This is a genomic window from Cyclobacterium lianum (assembly GCF_900143075.1).
Taxonomy (GTDB): Bacteria; Bacteroidota; Bacteroidia; order Cytophagales; family Cyclobacteriaceae; genus Cyclobacterium; species Cyclobacterium lianum.
Genome location: NZ_FRCY01000004.1, coordinates 324,415 through 345,668, shown reverse-complemented (window position 1 = coordinate 345,668; position 21,254 = coordinate 324,415). Strand labels below are relative to the sequence as shown.

Annotated in this window: 27 protein-coding genes and 1 tRNA gene; 27 read left to right on the top strand and 1 reads right to left on the bottom strand. The window is 42.2% G+C overall.

Translation table 11 applies throughout. The features are described from left to right. The first annotated feature begins 136 nt into the window (after nucleotides 1-136). The 11 genes from BUB19_RS08565 to BUB19_RS08515 all read left to right on the top strand — a co-directional run bounded on the left by BUB19_RS08565 (nucleotide 137) and on the right by BUB19_RS08515 (nucleotide 5,859). Nucleotides 137-225, top strand: a tRNA-Ser gene (locus BUB19_RS08565). 301 nt (nucleotides 226-526) lie between these two features. After that, the gene (locus BUB19_RS08560) at nucleotides 527-997 is read left to right on the top strand and encodes a hypothetical protein (protein ID WP_073094087.1); all 471 of its coding nucleotides are present in this window, start codon (nucleotides 527-529) and stop codon (nucleotides 995-997) included. 117 nt (nucleotides 998-1,114) lie between these two features. Next, nucleotides 1,115-1,624: a hypothetical protein gene (locus BUB19_RS08555; protein WP_073094086.1), complete on the top strand. Its 510-nt coding sequence runs from the start codon at nucleotides 1,115-1,117 to the stop codon at nucleotides 1,622-1,624. Further along, nucleotides 1,614-1,865, top strand: coding sequence for a hypothetical protein (locus BUB19_RS08550; RefSeq protein ID WP_073094085.1), 252 nt, complete (start codon nucleotides 1,614-1,616; stop codon nucleotides 1,863-1,865). Before BUB19_RS08555 ends, BUB19_RS08550 begins: the two co-directional genes overlap by 11 nt. A 56-nt stretch (nucleotides 1,866-1,921) precedes the next feature. Continuing rightward, entirely contained in the window at nucleotides 1,922-2,479 is a 558-nt protein-coding gene (locus BUB19_RS08545) for a C2H2-type zinc finger protein (RefSeq protein ID WP_073094084.1), read from the top strand. A 102-nt stretch (nucleotides 2,480-2,581) separates the two neighbouring features. Beyond that, nucleotides 2,582-2,956 carry an ArsR/SmtB family transcription factor gene (locus BUB19_RS08540; protein ID WP_073094083.1) on the top strand — a complete coding sequence of 125 codons (375 nt, stop codon included), beginning with the start codon at nucleotides 2,582-2,584 and terminating at the stop codon, nucleotides 2,954-2,956. After that, on the top strand, nucleotides 2,953-3,627 hold the full coding sequence (gene merTP, locus BUB19_RS08535; protein ID WP_073094082.1) for a mercuric transport protein MerTP: 675 nt from the start codon (nucleotides 2,953-2,955) through the stop codon (nucleotides 3,625-3,627). The genes BUB19_RS08540 and merTP overlap by 4 nt, the downstream gene beginning before the upstream one ends. Nucleotides 3,628-3,801: 174 nt before the next feature. After that, nucleotides 3,802-3,963 carry a hypothetical protein gene (locus BUB19_RS24520; protein WP_245802811.1) on the top strand — a complete coding sequence of 54 codons (162 nt, stop codon included), beginning with the start codon at nucleotides 3,802-3,804 and terminating at the stop codon, nucleotides 3,961-3,963. 2 nt (nucleotides 3,964-3,965) lie between these two features. Beyond that, nucleotides 3,966-4,184 (top strand): GDCCVxC domain-containing (seleno)protein, encoded by a 219-nt coding sequence (locus tag BUB19_RS08525; RefSeq protein WP_073094081.1) that lies wholly within the window; start codon nucleotides 3,966-3,968, stop codon nucleotides 4,182-4,184. Further along, nucleotides 4,184-5,527, top strand: coding sequence for a dihydrolipoyl dehydrogenase family protein (locus BUB19_RS08520; protein ID WP_073094080.1), 1,344 nt, complete (start codon nucleotides 4,184-4,186; stop codon nucleotides 5,525-5,527). Before BUB19_RS08525 ends, BUB19_RS08520 begins: the two co-directional genes overlap by 1 nt. A 77-nt stretch (nucleotides 5,528-5,604) precedes the next feature. Then, the gene (locus tag BUB19_RS08515) at nucleotides 5,605-5,859 is read left to right on the top strand and encodes a metal-sensitive transcriptional regulator (RefSeq protein WP_245802810.1); all 255 of its coding nucleotides are present in this window, start codon (nucleotides 5,605-5,607) and stop codon (nucleotides 5,857-5,859) included. Between the two features lie 256 nt (nucleotides 5,860-6,115). Here the strand turns inward: BUB19_RS08515 and BUB19_RS24135 are convergent, their stop codons facing one another. Continuing rightward, nucleotides 6,116-6,382 (bottom strand): hypothetical protein, encoded by a 267-nt coding sequence (locus BUB19_RS24135; protein ID WP_178371461.1) that lies wholly within the window; start codon nucleotides 6,380-6,382, stop codon nucleotides 6,116-6,118. A 114-nt stretch (nucleotides 6,383-6,496) separates the two neighbouring features. Here BUB19_RS24135 and BUB19_RS08505 point away from each other — a divergent pair, with 114 nt between their 5' ends. The 16 genes from BUB19_RS08505 (at nucleotide 6,497) to BUB19_RS08435 (ending at nucleotide 21,251) form a co-directional block, all read left to right on the top strand. Then, the gene (locus BUB19_RS08505) at nucleotides 6,497-6,766 is read left to right on the top strand and encodes a thioredoxin family protein (RefSeq protein WP_073094078.1); all 270 of its coding nucleotides are present in this window, start codon (nucleotides 6,497-6,499) and stop codon (nucleotides 6,764-6,766) included. Nucleotides 6,767-6,845: 79 nt separating this feature from the next. Beyond that, nucleotides 6,846-7,172 carry a four-helix bundle copper-binding protein gene (locus tag BUB19_RS08500; RefSeq protein WP_073094077.1) on the top strand — a complete coding sequence of 109 codons (327 nt, stop codon included), beginning with the start codon at nucleotides 6,846-6,848 and terminating at the stop codon, nucleotides 7,170-7,172. 4 nt (nucleotides 7,173-7,176) lie between these two features. Next, nucleotides 7,177-7,581, top strand: a complete 405-nt coding sequence (locus BUB19_RS08495; RefSeq protein ID WP_073094076.1) for a hypothetical protein — start codon at nucleotides 7,177-7,179, stop codon at nucleotides 7,579-7,581. A 9-nt stretch (nucleotides 7,582-7,590) separates the two neighbouring features. After that, a complete protein-coding gene (locus tag BUB19_RS08490; RefSeq protein ID WP_073094075.1) occupies nucleotides 7,591-8,427 on the top strand; it encodes a hypothetical protein in 837 nt (278 codons plus the stop codon). Between the two features lie 20 nt (nucleotides 8,428-8,447). Continuing rightward, nucleotides 8,448-8,939: a heavy-metal-associated domain-containing protein gene (locus BUB19_RS08485; protein ID WP_073094244.1), complete on the top strand. Its 492-nt coding sequence runs from the start codon at nucleotides 8,448-8,450 to the stop codon at nucleotides 8,937-8,939. 21 nt (nucleotides 8,940-8,960) lie between these two features. Continuing rightward, nucleotides 8,961-9,092, top strand: a complete 132-nt coding sequence (locus BUB19_RS24700) for a GDCCVxC domain-containing (seleno)protein (protein WP_425386812.1) — start codon at nucleotides 8,961-8,963, stop codon at nucleotides 9,090-9,092. Nucleotides 9,093-9,241: 149 nt separating this feature from the next. After that, nucleotides 9,242-9,622: an HYC_CC_PP family protein gene (locus tag BUB19_RS08480; RefSeq protein ID WP_143155966.1), complete on the top strand. Its 381-nt coding sequence runs from the start codon at nucleotides 9,242-9,244 to the stop codon at nucleotides 9,620-9,622. 170 nt (nucleotides 9,623-9,792) lie between these two features. Beyond that, nucleotides 9,793-11,091, top strand: a complete 1,299-nt coding sequence (locus BUB19_RS08475) for a hypothetical protein (RefSeq protein ID WP_073094073.1) — start codon at nucleotides 9,793-9,795, stop codon at nucleotides 11,089-11,091. A 221-nt stretch (nucleotides 11,092-11,312) separates the two neighbouring features. Further along, nucleotides 11,313-11,747 carry an HYC_CC_PP family protein gene (locus BUB19_RS08470; protein ID WP_449390447.1) on the top strand — a complete coding sequence of 145 codons (435 nt, stop codon included), beginning with the start codon at nucleotides 11,313-11,315 and terminating at the stop codon, nucleotides 11,745-11,747. A gap of 108 nt (nucleotides 11,748-11,855) precedes the next feature. After that, complete coding sequence (locus tag BUB19_RS08465) at nucleotides 11,856-15,680, top strand: efflux RND transporter permease subunit (RefSeq protein WP_073094243.1); 3,825 nt, start codon at nucleotides 11,856-11,858, stop codon at nucleotides 15,678-15,680. Next, the gene (locus BUB19_RS08460; protein ID WP_073094071.1) at nucleotides 15,677-16,909 is read left to right on the top strand and encodes a TolC family protein; all 1,233 of its coding nucleotides are present in this window, start codon (nucleotides 15,677-15,679) and stop codon (nucleotides 16,907-16,909) included. The genes BUB19_RS08465 and BUB19_RS08460 overlap by 4 nt, the downstream gene beginning before the upstream one ends. Nucleotide 16,910: 1 nt before the next feature. Then, on the top strand, nucleotides 16,911-18,701 hold the full coding sequence (locus tag BUB19_RS08455; protein ID WP_073094070.1) for an efflux RND transporter periplasmic adaptor subunit: 1,791 nt from the start codon (nucleotides 16,911-16,913) through the stop codon (nucleotides 18,699-18,701). 157 nt (nucleotides 18,702-18,858) lie between these two features. Beyond that, nucleotides 18,859-19,377 carry a DUF3347 domain-containing protein gene (locus BUB19_RS08450; RefSeq protein WP_073094069.1) on the top strand — a complete coding sequence of 173 codons (519 nt, stop codon included), beginning with the start codon at nucleotides 18,859-18,861 and terminating at the stop codon, nucleotides 19,375-19,377. Between the two features lie 90 nt (nucleotides 19,378-19,467). Then, the gene (locus BUB19_RS08445; protein WP_073094068.1) at nucleotides 19,468-19,863 is read left to right on the top strand and encodes a hypothetical protein; all 396 of its coding nucleotides are present in this window, start codon (nucleotides 19,468-19,470) and stop codon (nucleotides 19,861-19,863) included. Nucleotides 19,864-19,918: 55 nt separating this feature from the next. Continuing rightward, complete coding sequence (locus BUB19_RS08440) at nucleotides 19,919-20,404, top strand: hypothetical protein (protein WP_073094067.1); 486 nt, start codon at nucleotides 19,919-19,921, stop codon at nucleotides 20,402-20,404. A 142-nt stretch (nucleotides 20,405-20,546) separates the two neighbouring features. Continuing rightward, nucleotides 20,547-21,251: a PepSY domain-containing protein gene (locus tag BUB19_RS08435; RefSeq protein ID WP_073094066.1), complete on the top strand. Its 705-nt coding sequence runs from the start codon at nucleotides 20,547-20,549 to the stop codon at nucleotides 21,249-21,251. Nucleotides 21,252-21,254 lie beyond the last annotated feature (3 nt).

Genomic DNA, 21,254 nt, shown 5'->3' with positions numbered 1-21,254 from the left:
AAATGAATTAGGGAATAGGGCCCAAAAAAATGCAGATTTTTAGAGAATTCGTTTTGTTAAATTGGGGATTAATGGTTTATATTTGCATCACTGTTAGCCGGGAGCGCTAGTTTTAGTGTTTGATTCCACGTTAACCAGAGAGTTGGGTGAGTGGCTTAAACCAGCAGTTTGCTAAACTGTCGTACGCGTAACAGCGTACCGGGGGTTCGAATCCCCCACTCTCTACTGGATAAAACCCTAATTTATTGGTTATCTATAAGTTAGGGTTTAATTTTTTTAATCAGGGGCGAATCCAGGGGCGAATTGATCTGTTTTTTTACCACTACCGTTCATTTCTAATTATGTTTTCTTTCTTTTTATTAGCTGAAATTTGCAAAAAAAATAAAAATTTTGTGCTAAGATTTAATTATTTCCAACAACAATTTTTTTTTCATTACAACCATTGAGTGGGAGTGTCCTGGAATTTAATAAGAATGTAATTTTAATTTAGTCATTTACTTTTCCCCAGTCATACCTAAAAAGACCAATGACTGCTTCTGATAAAAAAGAAATAATGATTCTATTAATAGATTGTTTAAAAGTTATTTCCAAACTTTTAAAATGTCAGCGAATGGAAGAGCAAAATGATATCAATCATAAAGAACGCCTGAAACAATCGGGTTTCATTACCAAAGAGGAACATAGAGGCAAAGGAGGTGTAGAAATCTGGCTAAATCCGGTTATACTAGGCATGGCAAAGTTATCAACTAACTGTGGGGACAATGTGGTGAAAATCGGGGATGTAGCCTCTCTTTCTTATGAAAAAGCGAAAAATTTTCACCCTTTAGTTCATGAACAACAAGAACAATTAAATAATAATAGCAAAGTGGATAAGTCAGGAACTCAAAAAAGCGGAGTTCCCTACGGTCACAGGAATGGCCTCGATAAATCGGAGGCCACAGGAACACAACATGAACAAGACAAGAACACGGAGGAAAATGCTAACCCTGCCTCATAAAGGCAAGTAAAAGCTCCTGAAAGGCATTGTAAAGCCGAAAAACAGGAACAACAGGCCGGGGCGGAGCGCATTTTCTTACTTTCACTCATCCGGCAGTTCTGGGATTATGCCCGAAAAGTGCTGTATCCCGACTTGATTCTTTCCGAGCCTGAAGTAAGGGAAATCCTTAACCTGATTTGGGAGTCGGTTTACGGCAAGCTTCAATCGAATGCAACTGAAAAAGACTGGCTCAAGTACCAGGATACAGCTTTCAACCGGGTCAATATGGTGGCCAGGTGGCTAACCAGAAGTCCGGGCCACTGGATTCCTAAACCCCATATCTACTTCCATCCCAACAACGAGCGGAACCGCTTCAAAAAGACCTGGCAATGGTATGTGAAGCAGGAAACCCTCAAAATTGAAATAAGGAACCAGTTGCTGCTTCAACAGGTAAAGAGTGAATGGCAACAGCATGAACAGAATAAGGGTCGCTTCCGGGAAAAGACCCGTTTACAGCTCTTCCGGATTCAGCAGAAAAGGCTGGCCGGATACCGGGATGAATCCCTGAATCAAGCCTATCAGCAGTGTTTACAACGCTGTTTACATCTGAAAAACTTAAAACGTAAACAACCAGCCTATGCTCAGTGAAAAAATGCAGCGGGAGGCACTGACGAAATGCATTGTCTGGTTCTACGATGGCAATGTTCGTACTTTTTATTCCCTGGACAAAACCCATAAACGGGCAAAACCCAACCAGGCTCTAGGCATCCGCAGACTGGAAAAGATGCTGATGGAAACTTTCAAAGGCCAGTGGGAAACCGCGATCATTTATGAGAACAAATCCTATGGCAATGAGCTGGCAAGATTCAAAAGAGGTGCAAGAGTTTAGCGAAAAATGGCATGACTGGACCAACTGTTGATGTGGTGTGAGAAACCTTGAAAATAATGGAAGAAAACAGAAAAACAGATGTATTTGAGCGATTGGAGGCCTTTCTCTACTCCAGAAAGTTCATCTTCATCGTAGTGATCGCAGGTACCATCCCTATGATCATGCACTCTCACCAGTTATTTTACAATGTGTCGCCATTTGAAGGCAATAAAGTCTGGAAGAATTTTTATGCGCTCTTCTATGCCATTAGCTTTGACCTGACCATTCTGGTATTTACCATCCATGTGATCAAACGAAAGCCTGCTCTATATGCGGTTTTCGTTTTTATTATCAACCTGCTATACTACAATCCTTTTACATTACTCGAACCAGAATTAATCGCTGCTTTCACCAAAGTATTTTTGTCCGGAGTACTGGCGTTTACGGGCTACAGCTATGCTGAGCTATTTGTTGAAAAAGTGGCGGAAAACCAACGTTTTACAAAGAAAAGACCTGTTTTTAAGCCTGTAAAAAATAGCATAAGCGAGCAAAGTAATCAAGACTTCCTGTGTAGAGAATGCGGAAAGGGCTTTCATTCTGTAAAAGCATTGAATGGGCATATGAAGGTGCATTAAATTCATTTTTTTCGAAATTCAATTTATTTAAGCATTTGCTTAAACCTTTATTTTCTTATCTTCGTTATTTAAGTAGTTGCTTAAATATTAAAGAAGTATAGTATGAGTAAATCGTGTATCCGGGTTTTTGCAGATGTTGAGCAGATCCAACAGTGCAAAGAAGAAATTAACAAAGTAACACCATCAATAGCTACCGTAGCTAAGGCATTGAGCCTGTCGGGCAATGAAGTCCGCTTAAAAATTCTCTACCTACTTAGCAAAGAAACCAAACTTTGTCCCTGCGACCTCAGTGACATTTTGGAAATGACCGTGCCTGCCATTTCCCAACATCTGAAGAAATTGAGAGAAGGAGGTCTTGTAACCAGTGAGAAGGTGGGACAAACAGTGTTTTATTCTTTGGTAGAAGAGAATATACAGGTAATCAGACCTGTGTTAGCAAGTTTATTTAATGGCAGTAAAAAAGAACAAGTAATATGAGTAATTCAAATAAATCAAACTCATCTTCCAAAAGTATAGGAGCCGGTTTGTTAGTAGCCTTTACTTCATCCCTTTGTTGCATCACCCCCGTTTTTGCCACTTTGGCAGGGATTGGAGGCATTGCTTCGTCCATTTCATGGATGGGACCTTTCAGACCTTATTTAATAGGCCTTACAGTTTTGGTATTGGGGTTTGCCTGGTATCAGAAATTAAAACCCAGGACACAGGAGGAAATCGATTGTGCCTGTGAACCTGCCCGTCCGGCAGGCGGGGACGATGAGCGTCCTTCCTTTTGGCAGTCTAAGAAGTTTCTGGGAATCCTTACCGTCTTTGCGGTATTGATGCTTGCTTTTCCGACTTACTCCGGCATCTTTTTCTCAAATAACAGCAATGCAGATAAGGTTATCAAGGTAAGTGACAATGATATTCTGAATGCTGAGCTTAGTATCAAAGGCATGACCTGCACCGGTTGTGAGCATAGCGTGAATGCAGCACTTAATAATAGCGAAGGCGTTCTCGAAGCTTCTTCTTCCTACGAAAACGGTATTGCATTGGTAAAGTTTGATCAATCAAAAGTATCTGTTGAGCAATTGGCAACTGCGGTGGAGGAAGCCACTGGCTATAAAGTCACTGGCAAGAAAATTATAAAAGAAGAAACCTTAAATCAATAGAAAAATGAAACCCATAATTTTCAGCCTAGCATTCATCTTCTTGCTTGCAGGACATGGAATGGCACAATCTGCTGATCCTCAAAAACCGTCAAAACTATTCAGAAAAGTGAGACAGTTAAGCTCAAAGTCACCGGGCTCACCTGTGCCGGTTGTGCCAGTCATCTCTACAAGGTTTTGAAAGAAACAAAAGGGGTGGTTGACAACTCAGTGCAATATCCCGGAGATATAGCTGTAGTGGATTATGACCCCAAACAAACCCAACCTGAACAGCTTATTGCAGCAATTGAAGAAAAAACAACCTATAAAGCAGAAGTACTAAAACCTAAAATAGATTAATAATGGAAAAAGAGATCGTATTACAATCCACCATTACCTGTCCAAACTGTGGACATCAAAAAGAAGAAACCATGTCTACGGATGCATGCCAATACTTTTACGAATGTGAAAACTGCCAAGAAGTATTAAAGCCAAAACAAGGTGATTGCTGCGTGTATTGCAGCTATGGAACAAATGCCTGTCCTCCCATTCAGGAAGGTGGTAAAAACAATTGCTGCTGATGAAAAAATACGATGTAATTGTAATCGGATCAGGCATGGGAGGAATGACCATTGCCAATAAATGTGCTAAAAAAGGACTAAAGACTGCCGTTACAGATTCCAGACCGTATGGGGGAACGTGCGCACTACGCGGTTGTGATCCTAAGAAAATATTAGTCGGAGCTGCTGAAATTATAGACCGGGCCAATAAAATGAAGGGAATCGGTATTCAAGGAGATATCTCCATCAATTGGCAGGATTTGATGGCTTACAAAAATGAGTTCGTTTCCAAAATGCCTAAAAATGTGGAGAAAGGCTATGAAAAGTCAGGTGTAGAAATGTATCATGGAACAGCCAGCTTTGAATCTGAAAACACGGTGCGCATCGGAGACGACCTACTGGAAGCTGATAAAATAGTGATAGCTACAGGTGCCCGACCTGTTATTCTTGATATTCCAGGGGGCAATTTACCAATTGACAGCACAGATTTTCTAAATCTGGGAAAACTCCCTGAGCACATCACCTTTATTGGAGGCGGATATATAGCGATGGAGTTTGCCCACCTGGCTGTCAGGGCCGGAAGTAAAGTGACCATATTCCACAGAGGCAAAATGCCTTTAGAAAGCTTTGAGTCTGATATCGTGAAGCACTTGATCAAAGCTACTGAGGAATTGGGGATTGAACTTCACCTTGAGTGGGATGTGGTTGCAGTTGAAAAAAAGGATAATGGCTATACCGTAAAGGCAGCATCAAAAGGGGGTGAAAAAACTATTCAAACGAATTTGGTGGTGAATGCAGCAGGTAGAGTACCGGAGTTGGATGGCATGAACCTGGAAAAGGCAAACATTTCCTACGGCAAGAAAGGGATTGACGTAAATGAATACCTACAAAGTTTAACCAATGAACGGGTATATGCAGCAGGTGATGCGGCTGATAGCAAAGGTCTCAATCTCACACCTGTTGCAGTTATGGAAGGCCATGCAGTGGCAACCAATATTATACGGGGTAACTCCAAAAAGCCTGACTACACGGAAATGCCCAGTTCAGTCTTTACCTTGCCCACACTTGCCGCGGTTGGCATGACGGAAGCACAGGCAAAGAAGTCAGGTTTAGAATATCAGGTGAAAGACGGCTCCGCATCAAGCTGGTACGATGCCAAACGGATCAATGAGTCAACCTATGCTTATAAGGTCATTTCTGATAAAGAAGGCTACATTTTAGGAGCGCACATCATCGGTCCTCATGCGGAGGAAATGATCAACATTTTTGCGATGGCCATTCGGGTAAAACTAAAAGTTGCAGACATCAGGAATATGATCTATTCCTATCCGTCCATGGGATCGGATATCGGATCAATGGTTTAATTGAAATTAGAATAACCACGCAATTCCTTGTTTACCACCGCTGCCCCAAACTTACCTTTAACAAAACGCTAAGTATTATGATACCCAAAGACCTGACAAAGGATATAAAAACACGATTGCAAAGCATCAAAGGGCAGGTAGAAGGTTTGATAAAAATGCTGGATGAAGGAAAGGATCCGGAAAAAATTCTGCTACAGTTCAAAGCTGCGCAAAAAGGACTTGATAAGGCTCATTATTTATTACTGGATGAAGCCTACCGGAAAGCTCTTGCCATTAAAATTTCGGAAACCGTTGAAGCCTGTCCCGGCATTGTGGTTACGAAGACCGCATAGAATTTATCCGACAACAGTTTCCCAATCTGCACCTAGACAATCTCACCACTATGATGAAGGAGATTGCTGAATTAAAACAACGTATAGGCTCAGGTAATGGCAAGGAGAACGAATAAGTCAGTTTACTTATTCATGGCTACTACAGGCTTCATCTTGAGTTTTCTCTGAGAGAACCTGTGGTTTTTCCCTGTATGCGAATTACACTGAATGGATGAGGCAGATATATTTTCTGCTCTGTGCATTGGGGGAGGCGCTGCTAATTTTTATGGTATATTTTTTTAGTAGCCGCTATTTTCAAAAATACAGGCTGGATACATTGCTTTACTGCAGCGAAAGTCGCTACAACCTTAGCCTTTAGTGCCTTGGTATCTATCGCGGCTGAAAAAATTGCGCTGATCTTGGGCTTGTGGCAATATGATGAGTCAATGCCCTTACTACCCTTCACAAATATCGGCCTTTCTCCGTTTTTGTCCATTTTCCTGCTTCCTATATTAACCTTTATCCTCACAAAAAAATAAATCAAATTTTCTAGCTATTTATCCTTGGCTACCACCCCACCCCCGAACTTACCTTTGAATTGTTCTTATCCGGAGAGAATCTCTAAAATATAAAATGAACATTTTAAAAAGTGGAAAAGATGAAAAGACAAGTAGAAATATTTACAGCAAACTGCCCTGTTTGCGACCCGGTAGTTCAAGTGGTGAAAGACCTGGCTTGTGAGCAATGCGATATCACCATTTATGATTTGGTGAAGCAGTGTGAAGACAAGACCTGTCTTAGCAAGCTGGAAGAATATGGGATTAAAAAAGTACCTGCTATTGCTGTGAATGGCTCACTTTTATCCTGCTGTGAAAACCAGGGAATTTCTAAAGAAGAGCTGATCAAAGCGGGTATAGGACAAGGGTAAAAACAAGTAAGGCACGGCTTACATTATATTTTCCCTTGCTGCCGTGCTGGCAAGGGAATTCATTTAAATCACAAAAATCATGAAACAATTGAGTAATGATTTACAACATTGCATTGACAATTGTAACGCATGTATCACCGCAGCACGCATCTGTCTGGATCAGCACTTAGGCGAGCCGGACATGAAAAAGTGCCACCAGCTTTGCCTGGATTGTATTGCCTTGTGTACGGCATGCGTACAGATGCTGGCTTCCCAATCCGACTACGCCAGCAGGGTATGTGCTATTTGCGTGGATCTTTGCAAGGCTTGTGCAGAAGAGTGCGGCAAATTTGACAGTGAGGTGTGCAAGCAATGTGCGGAAAAATGTGCAGCCTGCGCAGAAAGCTGCGTTAAAATGGCGGCATAATCTTATGGAAGTCTTAAAATCACTAAAGCAGGATTTCGTCAGCATAGCTTCCTTGTTTACATCGGTATCCACCTTGCTTTGCTGTGCCCTTCCGTCATTACTCGTAGCGGTGGGTATGGGAGCGGTAGTGGCCGGAATGGTTTCGGACTTTCACGCATTGATCTGGTTTAGCAAGTATAAGGAATGGACTTTTCTGGCAGCAGGTATTTTGATCGGATTCAACTTTTGGCTTTTTTATGGCCGCAAAAGAGACCAGGTCTGTGAAATAGACGAATATGGCAATGAGACACCATGTGATACAGCCGCCCGGTGGAGTAAAATTATCCTATGGATATCCTTTGGTTTATACCTTCTCGGACTATTCTCAGCTTACCTGCTACTACCAATTCAACAATTTTTAGGACTTTAAAATAATACGATGAAAAGAACAGCCTTTTTAATATTACTAACTGTTACAGCCATTTCTAAGGTCAGCGCTCAGGGACACGGGCCCCTTTATGGTTTACAAACCCCCACCTTGGCAAAAGGAGGATTTGACTTTAATGCAGCAGCTATGAGCCTGGCTACCGAAGATGATCAATCCTTTATGCTTAGGTACATCTGGTCGTATGGCGTGACAGAAGATCTGCAAATTAATATCACCACACCCACCATGGTCAACAGATTGTCTGAAGCACCCAGAACAAGAGGTAACAACAACATGCCAGCAAATGGCGACATAGAAGCATCGGTCTGGTACCGTTTCTTTTCCAATGCATTTGGGGTTGGCAAACGCTTTGAATCCACGGCTATTTTAAGTGTTTCGACACCTACAGAAGAAACTAGGAGTGGTATCAATGTAAGCAACTCCATTCATGGAGCAATCTCTACCGGATATGCTTCACGTACCTGGTATGCCTGGGTTGGCGGTGGTTATCAATATTATTTCGAGGAGGGTAATGAGCAGCTGGGAGATCTGCCTTATGCCAGCCTTGTGATAGGCTACCGCCCAAACATCTTTATGGGGGATTACCCAAAACCCGACTGGCGTGTTTTTGTAGAGTCATTAGCAGAGTTTCCAGGCACTAGTACCAGTGAAGGTCAGCTTATCCCCATTGATCAAAGAGGAAAAAAAGTAATGATTGGCCCTTCATTCCTGGGGCTTTATGGAGCTTGGGGTATATCCTTTGGAGCATTATTTCCGCTCTATCAGGATATAACACAGGGTCCAAAAGAGGAATACAGGCTTTCAATGAACATTAGTTATTGGTTATAAACTTTAAAAAACAGAAGAAAATGAAAAGATTAGGAATAATAGCATTGTTGACAATTTTTAGTTTGAGCGGTGTAATGGCTCAGTTGATCAAAGTAGATCAAGAGGTCTTTGGAATGGATTGTGCACCTTGTGCCTATGGCCTGGAGCGTGGACTCAAGAAAATGGATGGGCTGGAAAAGGTACAGGTGAGTTTGAATGATGGTAAAGCTTACCTTAAGCTCGCATCTGATAATAAATTGACACTTCAAAAGATTCAGGAAGAGGTGAGGAATAATGGATTTTCAGCCAAGAATGCTGAAGTCACCATCGTTGGCCAGTTGGTTAAGAACGAAAATGCATGGCAAGTAAATGTTAATGGGGAGACTTTTATTGTGAGTTCTGATACACCTTCAGAAATAGTCAAATCCCTAAACACCGGGAAGATCAAGCTAAAAGTTTTTGTGAAAGATAAAGAGGACAATCACTTAAACGGTACTTGGGATATAAGGATAGTTGAAGTTCTAAAATCTTGAATTTTACAATGAAGAAAATACATTATTAAGCGTAAGCCTGCTTTCTGTTATCATCTGTTAAAACCGAAGGAAGGGGATTGTTGCGTGTATTGCTCCTATGGCTCAGCACCTTGTCCACCAGTACAATTGGATTCTGATCAAGCATGTTGCTAGGGAAGACAATGCTTTATGTGACATACATCATGTTTTGACATGTGCAATGTCATAGCGCTCTCAATAACCGTTGCGTACTTTTGACTCATATTGAAGGGAATACTAAATTGATACCCCTTCAATGAATGGCATTTTACATCAAAAGGCTCATGAAGCGCAACTTATATATCGTCCTGCTCATTGTAATGCTTCTCCCTGGCAAAGGGATGGCAGTGTTTCAGCACTTCTGCGGGGGCGAACTGATCAGCTTCGAGCTTTTTCTAAAACACCACGAACCATGCTGTGACGATCACAGCAACCCTTGTGATGGTTGTGAGGATCAGGAAACCATCTTCTCTCTCGATGATTTCAGGACACCTCATTCTGACATTCCTGTCATTGCTTCTTCAACAGCGGCATTGGCTCAGCCTTCTTTTCATTTGCCTTCTACACAATTTTTCGAGTCAAGAAACTACACAACTTCTAAAAAGGCTCCCCCCGGCTGGTCAGGGCGGTATCGCTCTATCCTGTTCCAGTCATTTCTTCTTTAGCTAACATCTGATTATCAGTTAGTTGCTCGGTACAAAACCTTCGGGCAATGTCGGAAATGGTTCTGTGAAATATAGCTGCTCCGGGATATTCGAACAGCATTAGACACGATCTATCCGACAAAACTATCATCAAGTTTCTTTAATCAGACTTTCAATAAAATGTTAAAATCATGAAAACGTTTCATAAAATTCAATTGGTATTCATTGCCTTGACACTGATGGTGATCAATACCACATACGCCCAACAACCAGGCTTGCAGTATTTCAGGCCAAACGATAAAAACGGCCTCAATGTATTTGAGCCCTCAAAAGAGGATACAATCATCTTTGATGGCCTCAAAGTAAGAGTAGGCGGTGATTTCGCCATGCAATTTCAGGGCCTCAACCAAAGTAATGAAGCAGGTACCTTGGTTGAGCTTGGTTCCGATTTCAATTTACCTTCAGCTAACCTCAACCTTGATGTACAGGTAATGGAAGGTGTTCGGATGCACCTCAGAACCTATCTTTCTTCCAGAGCACACAACGAAGCATGGATTAAGGGTGGATACATGAGAGTGGATAATCTTGACTTTGTTAAACCCGGGTTTCTGGAGGGAGTTATGAAATATACAAGCATCACCATAGGGCTAGATGAGTTTAACTATGGGGACGCACATTTCAGGAGAACAGACAATGCCAGAGGTATTTTCAACCCTTTTGTGGGAAACTATCTTATGGATGCATTCTCCACCGAAGCATTCGGAGAGATTACCGTTCAAAAGAATGGCTTATTGGCAGTGGTTGGGTTGACAAACGGTAAGCTCAATCAAAATGTAACGGTGAATGACAATACGGACAATAAGCCTTCTTTCTTCGGAAAGTTGGGATACGATAAACAACTGAACGAGGATCTGAGAGTACGATTGACCGGATCTTGGTACATCAATAAAGGAACCTCAACAGGCACATATCTGTATGGTGGTGACCGAGGAGGCTCCAGGTATTACAATGTGCTTTTTACAGTACCGGATGTGGATGGCAATACAGAAGGTGGCCCTCGTGATGGGCAGTTCAATGCCAGGTTCACAAAACTCACAGCCTTGCAAATTAACCCATTCATCAAGTACAAAGGCCTGGAGTTCTTTGGTATTTATGAGCTGGCTGATGGAAGCAATGAATTCACAACACCTCAAGCCGACACAGAGGGTGCATTCACACAAATAGCAGCTGAGGTATTGTATAGGTTTGGAGCTGATGAACGTTTCTATCTTGGGGGTAGATATAATACAGTAACTGGTAAAATGCGTGAAAGTGCCACAGAAGATTTGGAAATCAGCAGGGTCAATTTTGGTGGAGGCTGGTATCTTTCAAAGAACGTTTTAACAAAAGTTGAGTACATGAAGCAGCAATATGAAGGCAATGCTTGGACAGGGCGTTTTGCCGGGGCTGAATTTAGTGGAGTCGTGGTTGAAGCGGTGATTAGTTTCTGACGGAACTCCCGTGTGGGTGACTCATCCACATGGGATTCTTTTTACTGCTGTGTAAAAGATAATGACTCCAAAAATAAGCATCAGCAAACTATGATTTTCCAATAGAAATAAAGCATGAACATCCACATGTTGAAGTATTTGAAATGAAAACCGTTATTTTTGACGTTAAAATTGAACATTCTGAACTAAATCCCGTAAATTCGCATTAGACTTTCTCCAAAGTGCAACGTTTTAGACAAATATCGGCCATTTTGTTATCCTGCCTGGTGCTACTCAGTTCCACGAGTTTCACGTTTGGGATGCATTTCTGTATGGGCCAGCTAGAGAGCATTGCACTTTTTTCCGGGGCTGAGCCCTGCGAAATGGCCACTCAAAAATCACCTTGTGCCAATGATAAGCATGATCCGGATTGCGAACACCAGCAGGTGACTAAAAAAGGTTGCTGTGAAGACCAGACTTTAGTAATTGAGGGTCATGAAGACCTTACGCAAGTGACCAAAGTTGCGGTTCCTGATTTTCAAATGATCGCAGTTATCTACGCTGTGGTTTCGTTTCTTTTTAGTGACACTACCGTTGATCACTATACGTTTAACGACTATTCCCCCCCACTGATTGAGCGTGACATACCTGTGCTCGTTCAGTCCTTCCTTATTTAAGCATTTCATTCAAATTTTTCACTGAGTCGTAGCGTCTTGCTACGCCCCAAGTGCATGCTTTGGCGTGCGCTTTTCTCAAAACAGTTTCAAAGAAAATTGAATGAAATCATGCTTAATAAAATCATTAAATACTTTCTTGAGAACAAGTTAGTTACCGTTCTCATCTTAATTGGCTTCATTGCCTGGGGCATTGTGACCGCCCCTTTCGGTTGGCAGATAGGCGCATTACCTTCTGATCCCGTTCCGGTAGATGCTATTCCGGATATAGGAGAAAACCAACAGATTGTCTTTACCCAGTGGCAGGGCCGATCACCACAAGACATAGAAGACCAAATTTCCTATCCGCTGACTACCTATTTATTAGGTATTCCGGGCGTAAAATCTATACGGAGTTCTTCTATATTTGGCTTTTCCAGTATCTTCATTATTTTCAGTGAAGATGTAGAGTTTTACTGGTCACGTTCCCGTATCCTTGAGAAACTAAGTTCCTTGCCTTCCGGCTTATTACCGGAAGGGGTCCAGCCTGCACTCGGGCCTGATGCCACTGCGCTGGGCCAGGTGTATTGGTATACCATTGAGGGCAGAGATAAGGATGGAAACCCTACCGGAGGATGGGATCTCCACGAAATCCGTACCGTACAAGACTTCTACGTCAAATATGGATTAAACGCAACAGAAGGCGTTTCGGAAGTGGCTTCTATTGGTGGCTTTGTACAGGAATATCAGATTGATGTTAACCCTGATGCTCTAAAAGCCTATGATATCCCATTGCATAGAGTAATGCAGGCGGTACAGAAATCAAACAAAGACGTGGGGGCTAAAACCATTGAAATAAACAAGGCAGAATACCTGGTGCGTGGTTTGGGTTACATCAAAAAAGTAGAAGACATTGAAAAGGCCGTAGTTGCCGTTCAGGAAAATGTTCCCATCCGTATTAAAGACATAGGTGTAGTTACCCTGGGGCCATCCACCCGTAGAGGCCTGCTGGATAAAGATGGTGCTGAAGTGGTAGGTGGCGTAGTGGTGGCCCGCTATGGTGCCAATCCCTTGCAGGTCATTAACAACGTCAAGGATAAGATCAAAGAAATAGCCCCGGGACTGCCTAAAAAAACGTTGGCAGATGGAAGGGAAAGCCAGTTGACTATCGTTCCGTTTTATGACCGCTCCGAGCTTATTTATGAAACATTGGGAACCCTGGAAGAAGCCATTTCGCTTCAAGTGCTCATTACCATTTTGGTAGTGATCGTGATGGTGTATAATCTCAGGGCTTCATTTCTCATTTCAAGTATCCTGCCGATTGCGGTATTGATGGTATTTATAGCCATGCGCTATTTTGGTGTTGATGCCAACATAGTTGCACTTTCAGGTATTGCCATTGCCATTGGTACGATGGTGGATTTGGGAGTTATACTTTCTGAAAACATTATTAAACATATAGATGAAGCTCCTCCCGGTCAAAAACTGATAGATACCATTTATAATGGAGCTTCAGAAGTGGGTACCGCTATTCTCACCGCTGTTTCTACCACAATTGTCAGCTTCATTCCGGTCTTTACCATGCAAGCTGCCGAAGGAAAGTTATTTGGGCCTTTGGCATTCACAAAGACCTTCGCTTTGGTAGCTGCGCTGTTGGTGAGTCTATTGATCATGCCTACCTTGGCACATTGGTTCTTTGGGTTCAAAATCAATAATAGGTTTCTTAAGAAATATGGTGGCTATGCATTAGTACTATTTGGAATTATAGGGCTCTTTACCGCTCAGATATGGGGTGGTGTACTGCTGGTACTGTTTGGTGCAATCGCAATTGTAAAGAATATCTTTGACGCTAAAAAGGAACGCTTTTCCAGGCCTGTATTATTTCTCTTCAATTATGCCGAGCTGATCATTGTACTAATTGGCGTAACCTGGCTTTTAGCTAAATACTGGCTACCGCTAGGAGCCTCAAAGTCTCTGTTACTCAACTTTATTTTTGTGACCTTATTGGTAGGATTTATCCTGGGGTCGTTCACGCTTTTAGAATATTACTACAAATCTATATTAAAATGGTGCCTGGATAATAAAATAACTTTTTTATTGATACCTACTTTCTTGATTTTGCTTGGCGCTAATGTTTGGTTGGGTTTTAATACCATTTTCGGGTTTATTCCTAAAGCATTGGACAATCTCGGCTGGGATGTCCGGACAACTACAGTTTGGTCAGGCTTGACCCATACTTTCCCGGGTGTAGGAAAAGAATTTATGCCTTCTCTGGACGAAGGAAGTTTCTTGCTCATGCCCACCTCCATGCCACATTCCGGTATTGAGTTCAACCGTAAAGTAGTTGGTCAGTTGGATATGCTCCTGACCAACATCCCGGAAGTAGAATTAACGGTAGGCAAATTAGGACGGGTAGAATCTGCCCTTGATCCGGCACCTATTTCCATGTACGAAAATGTCATCAACTATAAACCGGAGTACATGCTCAGTGAAAAAGGGCACCGAATAAGGTTCAAAGTTGATAAGGAAGATCGCTTCATACTCAATAGCGGTGATAGCCTTTCTAATGAAGAAGCCATTAACCGAGGTGTTGTTTTGGAGGAACTCATCCCTGATGATAACGGGAATTATTTCCGCAACTGGCGGCCGCAAATTGAATCTCCAGATGATATCTGGAATGAAATTGTTAAGGTCACCAAAATACCGGGAGTAACTTCAGCACCTAAGCTGCAGCCTATTGAAACCCGCTTGGTGATGCTACAAACAGGTATGCGAGCCCCCATGGGTATCAAAGTATATGGTCCGGATCTGAAAACGATAGAAGACTTTGGGCTGCAACTGGAGGAAGTGCTTAAAAATGTTCCTTCGGTAAAAGCGGAAGCCGTGTTTGCCGACAGAATTGTAGGTAAGCCCTATCTTCATCTTAACATCAACAGGGATGAGATTTCACGCTATGGGCTTAATGTGGAAGATGTACAGCAGACCATTGAAACAGCCATTGGAGGAATGAAAATTACTTCAACTGTGGAAGGAAGGGAGCGTTTTCCAGTGAGGGTACGTTATCCACGCGAACTCAGGGACGATCCTGAAGCATTGGGTAAGATCCTTTTGCCTACACCTACAGGAGCACAAATACCGATCAGCCAGGTGGTGGACTTTGAGTATGTGAGGGGACCACAGGCGATCAAAAGTGAGGAAACCTTTTTGGTGGGTTATGTACTATTTGACAAAAGGGACGGATACTCGGAAGTTGGAGTGGTGAATGATGCCCAGGCAGCTATTCAGGAAAGAATAGATACAGGTGATTTAGTCGTTCCTGCCGGGGTCAGCTACAAGTTCTCAGGAAGCTATGAAAATCAGGTAAGGGCTGAAAAGAGGCTTTCAATCATTGTTCCGTTGGTATTGGGTATCGTCTTCCTCATCCTTTACTTCCAATTCAAGTCTGTAGCGACTTCATTAATGGTGTTTACTGGTATTGCCATGGCATTTAGTGGAGGCTTTATCATGCTATGGTTGTATGGCCAGACCTGGTTTGCGGACTTCTCCCTTTTCGGTACGAATTTCCGAGACTTGTTCCAAATACATACTATCAATTTGAGCGTGGCTGTTTGGGTCGGGTTTATTGCCTTGTTTGGTATAGCCACTGATGATGGGGTATTAATGGCTACTTATTTAGATCAAAGTTTTAATCGTAATAAAACAGACAGTCTGAAAGGAATAAGAGCGGCAACAGTGGAAGCTGGTCAACGAAGAATAAAACCTGCCGTGATGACCTCCGCCACCACCATCATTGCCTTGCTGCCTATACTTACCTCAACGGGTCGCGGAGCAGACATCATGATCCCAATGGCTATTCCAGCATTCGGAGGTATGTTCTTCGCAGCCGTCACCTTCTTCATCGTGCCGGTTTTATACGCTATGAGGGAAGAAAGAAAATTTAAAAAGACACAACCATGAAGATTATTATAAATATCGTAATACTTGTTTTTCTCGGAACCAGCGTAAGTCAGGCGCAGGTCCTGGATGACTATTTTAAAATAGCAGCGGAAAACAATCCGGGATTACAGGCGAAATATCGGGAATTTGAAGCGGCCATACAGAAGGTGGAGCAGGTAAATACTTTACCGGACCCTAATTTCTCTTTTGGTTATTTCATTTCACCGGTGGAAACGAGGGTAGGACCACAAAAGGCAAGGTTTTCCCTAACGCAGATGTTCCCCTGGTTTGGGACGCTACGGGCACAGGGAAATGCCGCAGCTTTAATGGCGGAAGCAAAATATCAAGCCTTCTTAGACGCTCGGAATAGGTTGTATTACCAAGTGGCAGCGGCCTATTATCCGCTTTATGAACTTAATCAATGGAAAGAGATTGAGCGGGAGAATATTGAAATACTGGAGTCTTATAAAACCATTACCAACAAAAAGTTTGAAAATGGAGTGGGTACGATGGTTGACTTCTTGCGTGTGGATATTATGTTGAAAGACGCCACTACAAACCTTTCCATTCTGAACGATAAGGAAGCTCCTCTGCTGACCCGGTTTAATAAACTACTCAACAGAGAGGAGGACGCATTGGTAACCGTAGAGGATTCACTCGTTGCTCAAGCCTTGCCTGATAATTTCAGAAAGGACTCTTTGCTTACGAACAACCCGGTATTGGAAGAACTGGACTTAAAAATAGCCTCCAGTGAGGCAAGTGAGGAGGTCGCTTACAAACAAGGACTTCCAAAATTTGGTGTAGGATTGGATTATGCTATTGTGGGAAACAGACCTGAAGTGGAACTTCCCGACAATGGTCAGGACATTCTAATGCCTATGGTTTCTGTCAGCATTCCCATTTTCAGGAGTAAATATAAAGCCGCTGTTAAAGAAGCACAGCTCATGCAGGAAAGCTATTCACTCCAAAAAAAGGACTTTGCCAATACCCTAACGTCAAACTACGAAATGGCCTGGTTTGAAATTCAACAACAGCAAGAATTGATTGAGCTATACGATCAACAAATTCAGGAATCCAATCAGGCTTTAAATCTATTATTTACGGCTTACAGTAATTCAGGAAATGAATTTGAAGAGGTACTGCGTATGCAGCAACAGCTCTTAAAATATGAAAAGATGAAGGCAACGGCCGCAACGCAGTACCAAATTGCCCTGGCCAAACTCAATTACTTAACTGCAAAAACATATTAAGATGAACACAAATAAAAAAATAATAATCATAGCACTGTCAACGCTGGCAATAGGTTTATTGCTGGGTTGGTTGATTTTTGGTGGTTCATCATCCGAAAGTAAAATGGATGATGAGCACCAGCACACTACAGAAATAGCCGGAGAGACCGTGTGGACCTGCTCCATGCATCCTCAGATCCGTCAGGGTGAACCCGGAGACTGCCCTATTTGTGGTATGGACCTTATTCCTTTGGAGGATGATCAGAATGAAGTACTTGACCCTATGGCAGTAAGTATGTCGCCTACCGCCATGCAACTGGCTGATATCAGAACGGCTGCTGTAGGAACCATGGATCCGGTTAAGTCGGTTAGGCTGAACGGAAAGGTACAGGAAGATGAGCGACTGGTTTTTTCTCAGTCTTCCCATATACCGGGCAGGATAGAAAAGCTGATGGTCAATTTCACAGGTGAGTTCGTAAGGAAAGGGCAGGCCATTGCTTATATATACTCTCCAGATTTGGTTACTGCACAGGAGGAATTATTTGAAGCACAAAAAATTAAAGATACACAGCCGCAATTGTTTAATTCCGCCAAAGAAAAGCTCAAAAATTGGAAACTTTCCGACAGTCAGGTAGAGCAAATTCTCAAAGTGGGGACACCGAAAGAGGAATTTGCTGTTCAAGCTGATGTTTCGGGCTATGTAACTGAGAAAATGGTAAATCTGGGTGATTACATCCGAAAGGGAGAGGCTATTTATGAGATTGCAGACCTTTCAAAGGTATGGGTATTGTTTGATGTTTATGAATCGGATATGCCCTGGATCAAAAAAGGTGATAAGGTAAACTTTACAGTGGCCTCTCTACCGGGAGAGACATTTGAAGGTAAGATAACCTTCCTGGATCCTGTTATTGATCCTAAGACAAGAGTAGCAAAAGCAAGGGTAGAAGTGCCCAACAAAGACAATCAGCTAAAACCTGAAATGTTTGCATCCGGTACGGTAGAAGCTACATTGCCGAAAAAGTCAAATAACATAGTGGTTCCCAAAACTGCTGTTATGTGGACAGGCAAGCGTTCGGTAGTTTATGTAAAAAATACCACTAGTAGTGGAGTAAGTTTCATGATGCGTGATGTGACGCTTGGGCCGGGTTTAGGTGACAGCTTTATTGTGGAGAGTGGCCTTGAAGAAGGTGAAGAGATAGCAGTCAATGGCACCTTCAGCATTGATGCGGCAGCACAGTTGGCTGGTAAGCCAAGCATGATGAATCCGGAAGGAGGCCCGGCAATGACAGGGCATAACCACGGGGGTATGGATACGCCAGCTTCGTCAGGCCAGGTCAAGAAAAAAGAGACTAAGCCAGTGTCAATTAGTCAGAAGGCGAAAGAAGCATTGCGGCCCCTTTATACTAAATACCTCAAATTTAAGGATGCCTTAACGGCCGATGAATTTGATCAGGCTCAAAAAGCCGCTTCCGATCTCAAAACAACACTGGATAAGGTGAATATGTCTGCTTTTACCGGTGAGTCACACAATGCCTGGATGAGCTATAGCAGTGACCTGAAAAATGCATTGCAACATGTTCAGCACCTTAAAACGATAGCCGAACTACGCACTACATTTCAGCAGGTATCTGAAGGAATGATTGCCATGACCAAAGCCTTTAAACCCATGGATCAGACACTGTACGTTCAGTTTTGCCCAATGGCAGATGATAATAAGGGAGCGAATTGGTTGAGTACTGAAGAGGAAATCCGCAATCCCTACTTCGGAGAATCTATGCTCACTTGTGGGGAGGTACAGGAAAATATCAAGTAAAATGAAAGAATGCTGTAAAACAGGGGATGAAAAAGCCCCTTCAAAATTAAAAATGTGGGCTGGACGAATTGTCTGGGGTATAGTAATTCTCCTGGTGATTGGGATAGCCACCATACAAATGTTTAATCTTTAAAAAATCAATAAAATGAAAAGTGTAATGAGAAAAAAAACAATTTTAATAATGGCTCTGGCTTTAGTAAGCTTTGGAGCATTTGCGCAACACGATCATGGGAGTCATGATGACAAAAAGGAAATGGGCCAAAAAATGGAGCCTATGTTCAAAGACAAAGATTTGGGTATTGCTTACGGCCATTATATCCACCTGAAAGAAGCTCTGGTCGCTTCACAGATGAATGAGGCAAAAAAAGCTGCAACCAAACTGGAAGTATCTTTAGAAGAAGTAGACAAGAGCCAGAAAGCTAATGCGGAGGCGGCAAAGGTGGTTTCAGCTACTACTTTGGATGGCCAGCGCAAAGCTTTCGCTTCATTGAGTAATGAAATGGCCTCTTTAGTAAAAAGTGGTGAACTTTCTATGGGTGAAGTGTACCTGGAGTATTGCCCCATGGCAAATAACAATGCCGGGGCCTATTGGCTATCCAATCAAAAGGAAATCAAAAACCCATACTTCGGTGATAAAATGCTGAAGTGCGGAAGTGTAAAAGAAACAATCAAGTAAAACTCAAATCCTGTGGGAAAGCTTGCAGTAATTTCATCAAATCGGATGATGATCACTGTATTCCCACAGGTACCATAAATCATTTTAATTATGGACAGACAATCAATAATTATCCTTTCAATATTTGGGGCAGTAGTTATTGCAGGCCTCTATTGGGCGTTTTCGGATACATTCAGCAAAATACCGGTTGATATCAGTGAAGAGGAACAAATCCCTAACGAATTGGTGTGTATGGTAAACGATGCATTCATGGGAATAGAACAAATACCAGTTGAAGCGGATGGCAAAACCTACTATGGATGCTGCCAAATGTGCGTAAGCAAAATAAAAGAGAATACTGACAATGTGCGGTACGCTACAGACCCTTACTCAGGAGAGAAAGTAAACAAAGCGGATGCATTTATAGTTTTCAAACCCGGTCAGAAGGCAGCGGTATTCTATTTTGCTTCCGAGGGAAACTATAACGCCTATTTGGATAAGCAATAATTATGCTTTCCACATATCGGCATTATTGTTATATTTATTTACAGATTTCAGCTATATGCTTCATTTTGTAAGAAATAAAAGCTTCGTTATCGCGGTATTGGTACTTTTCGCAAGTAGTGGTGTCGTGCATATCGCCTGCGGTATGGGGAGTTGTTTCTGTATTAAGGAAGTAACTTGCCCTCAGAAAGCCGATGCTCAAGAGAATGAACATCACGGTGAATCGCATTCAGCCGAGCAGCATACCAACGAACACGAGGGTCATCACAAGACCAACAAAAATGATTCAGAGGATAAAGGCTGTTGTCCATCCCAAAAATGTTGCGATACAATATCTCAAATTTACCTGAATAAAAAAGCTGTTAAAATTAGCGCATCCGATGTTGGTCATAGCGAGGTAAAATTATTTGTAAGGAATGAGTCAATCATCTCCTATGCGACCTACTTAGTAAACACCAATAGCTGGATAAAATGGGCACGATTTAAGTCTCCTCCTCTAAAAAATATTGACATCAGAATCTTTATTCAGTCTTTTCTCAATTAGCCTTCATTTCACACTTCTACATTGTTTGAGGTAGGGTGCACCCTTATCTCAATTTCTTCATTTGTGATTTTAAATCAAGTGGTATTGTGCACCAGTATGTGATTGGCATACGGTAGCATATAAGCCTTTAATCTATTGGTTAATGCGAAAAAACAGGAATTATTATATACGTAAAACACACCGTTATCTGGGGATAATTATTGGTATTCAGTTTTTATTCTGGACAATTAGCGGATTATACTTTAGCTGGACTGACATTGACGATATCCATGGTGATCATTTTTTAGAAGAAACTCCCCATCAGACTACATTGGGCTTAGCAGGAATGGATCAAATTGATTCGACCTTAAATGTTAGTACGTTGGTGTTGAAATTCATCAATGATGATCCTTATTTTTGGGTTAACGATAGTACGCTCATTGAGGCTAAAACAGGAAGTGTCAAACATAAAATATCAAAAGAAGAAGCCATAGCCATCGCGGATGATCATGTTGCTGATCCATACAAGGTCAGGGACATACAATATATTACAGAAGTGGACGATCATCATGAATACAGAGGAAGGCCACTGCCTGCCTGGGCCATTGGATATGAAGGCTCGCAAAAACTGACCGCTTACGTATCTGCGAAAGACGGCAGCTTTCAACGTGTGCGACATAGAGATTGGCGTTGGTTTGATTTTTTATGGATGACGCACACCATGGATTACGAGAGCCGGGATGATTTTAATAACTGGCTTCTCAGGGCGTTTTCCGCTTTTGGATTATTGACCGTCCTTTCAGGGTTCGTGCTGTTTTACATTTCTTCGCCTACCGTGCGAAAGATCAAAAAATTTCCTAGTAATTAACCT

What these genes read in the sequence shown, in the direction of transcription:
- BUB19_RS08495 (WP_073094076.1), top strand. Translation starts at nt 7,177, where the DNA reads ATGGAAGTCTTAAAATCACTAAAGCAGGATTTCGTCAGCATAGCTTCC.
- BUB19_RS08505 (WP_073094078.1), top strand. Translation starts at nt 6,497, where the DNA reads ATGAAAAGACAAGTAGAAATATTTACAGCAAACTGCCCTGTTTGCGAC.
- BUB19_RS08550 (WP_073094085.1), top strand. Translation starts at nt 1,614, where the DNA reads ATGCTCAGTGAAAAAATGCAGCGGGAGGCACTGACGAAATGCATTGTC.
- BUB19_RS08455 (WP_073094070.1), top strand. Translation starts at nt 16,911, where the DNA reads ATGAACACAAATAAAAAAATAATAATCATAGCACTGTCAACGCTGGCA.
- BUB19_RS08490 (WP_073094075.1), top strand. Translation starts at nt 7,591, where the DNA reads ATGAAAAGAACAGCCTTTTTAATATTACTAACTGTTACAGCCATTTCT.
- BUB19_RS08460 (WP_073094071.1), top strand. Translation starts at nt 15,677, where the DNA reads ATGAAGATTATTATAAATATCGTAATACTTGTTTTTCTCGGAACCAGC.
- BUB19_RS08515 (WP_245802810.1), top strand. Translation starts at nt 5,605, where the DNA reads ATGATACCCAAAGACCTGACAAAGGATATAAAAACACGATTGCAAAGC.
- BUB19_RS08435 (WP_073094066.1), top strand. Translation starts at nt 20,547, where the DNA reads ATGCGAAAAAACAGGAATTATTATATACGTAAAACACACCGTTATCTG.
- BUB19_RS08465 (WP_073094243.1), top strand. Translation starts at nt 11,856, where the DNA reads ATGCTTAATAAAATCATTAAATACTTTCTTGAGAACAAGTTAGTTACC.
- BUB19_RS08560 (WP_073094087.1), top strand. Translation starts at nt 527, where the DNA reads ATGACTGCTTCTGATAAAAAAGAAATAATGATTCTATTAATAGATTGT.
- BUB19_RS08440 (WP_073094067.1), top strand. Translation starts at nt 19,919, where the DNA reads ATGCTTCATTTTGTAAGAAATAAAAGCTTCGTTATCGCGGTATTGGTA.
- BUB19_RS08475 (WP_073094073.1), top strand. Translation starts at nt 9,793, where the DNA reads ATGAAAACGTTTCATAAAATTCAATTGGTATTCATTGCCTTGACACTG.
- BUB19_RS08450 (WP_073094069.1), top strand. Translation starts at nt 18,859, where the DNA reads ATGAGAAAAAAAACAATTTTAATAATGGCTCTGGCTTTAGTAAGCTTT.
- merTP (WP_073094082.1), top strand. Translation starts at nt 2,953, where the DNA reads ATGAGTAATTCAAATAAATCAAACTCATCTTCCAAAAGTATAGGAGCC.
- BUB19_RS08525 (WP_073094081.1), top strand. Translation starts at nt 3,966, where the DNA reads ATGGAAAAAGAGATCGTATTACAATCCACCATTACCTGTCCAAACTGT.
- BUB19_RS08500 (WP_073094077.1), top strand. Translation starts at nt 6,846, where the DNA reads ATGAAACAATTGAGTAATGATTTACAACATTGCATTGACAATTGTAAC.
- BUB19_RS08485 (WP_073094244.1), top strand. Translation starts at nt 8,448, where the DNA reads ATGAAAAGATTAGGAATAATAGCATTGTTGACAATTTTTAGTTTGAGC.
- BUB19_RS08540 (WP_073094083.1), top strand. Translation starts at nt 2,582, where the DNA reads ATGAGTAAATCGTGTATCCGGGTTTTTGCAGATGTTGAGCAGATCCAA.
- BUB19_RS08445 (WP_073094068.1), top strand. Translation starts at nt 19,468, where the DNA reads ATGGACAGACAATCAATAATTATCCTTTCAATATTTGGGGCAGTAGTT.
- BUB19_RS08520 (WP_073094080.1), top strand. Translation starts at nt 4,184, where the DNA reads ATGAAAAAATACGATGTAATTGTAATCGGATCAGGCATGGGAGGAATG.
- BUB19_RS08545 (WP_073094084.1), top strand. Translation starts at nt 1,922, where the DNA reads ATGGAAGAAAACAGAAAAACAGATGTATTTGAGCGATTGGAGGCCTTT.
- BUB19_RS08480 (WP_143155966.1), top strand. Translation starts at nt 9,242, where the DNA reads ATGAAGCGCAACTTATATATCGTCCTGCTCATTGTAATGCTTCTCCCT.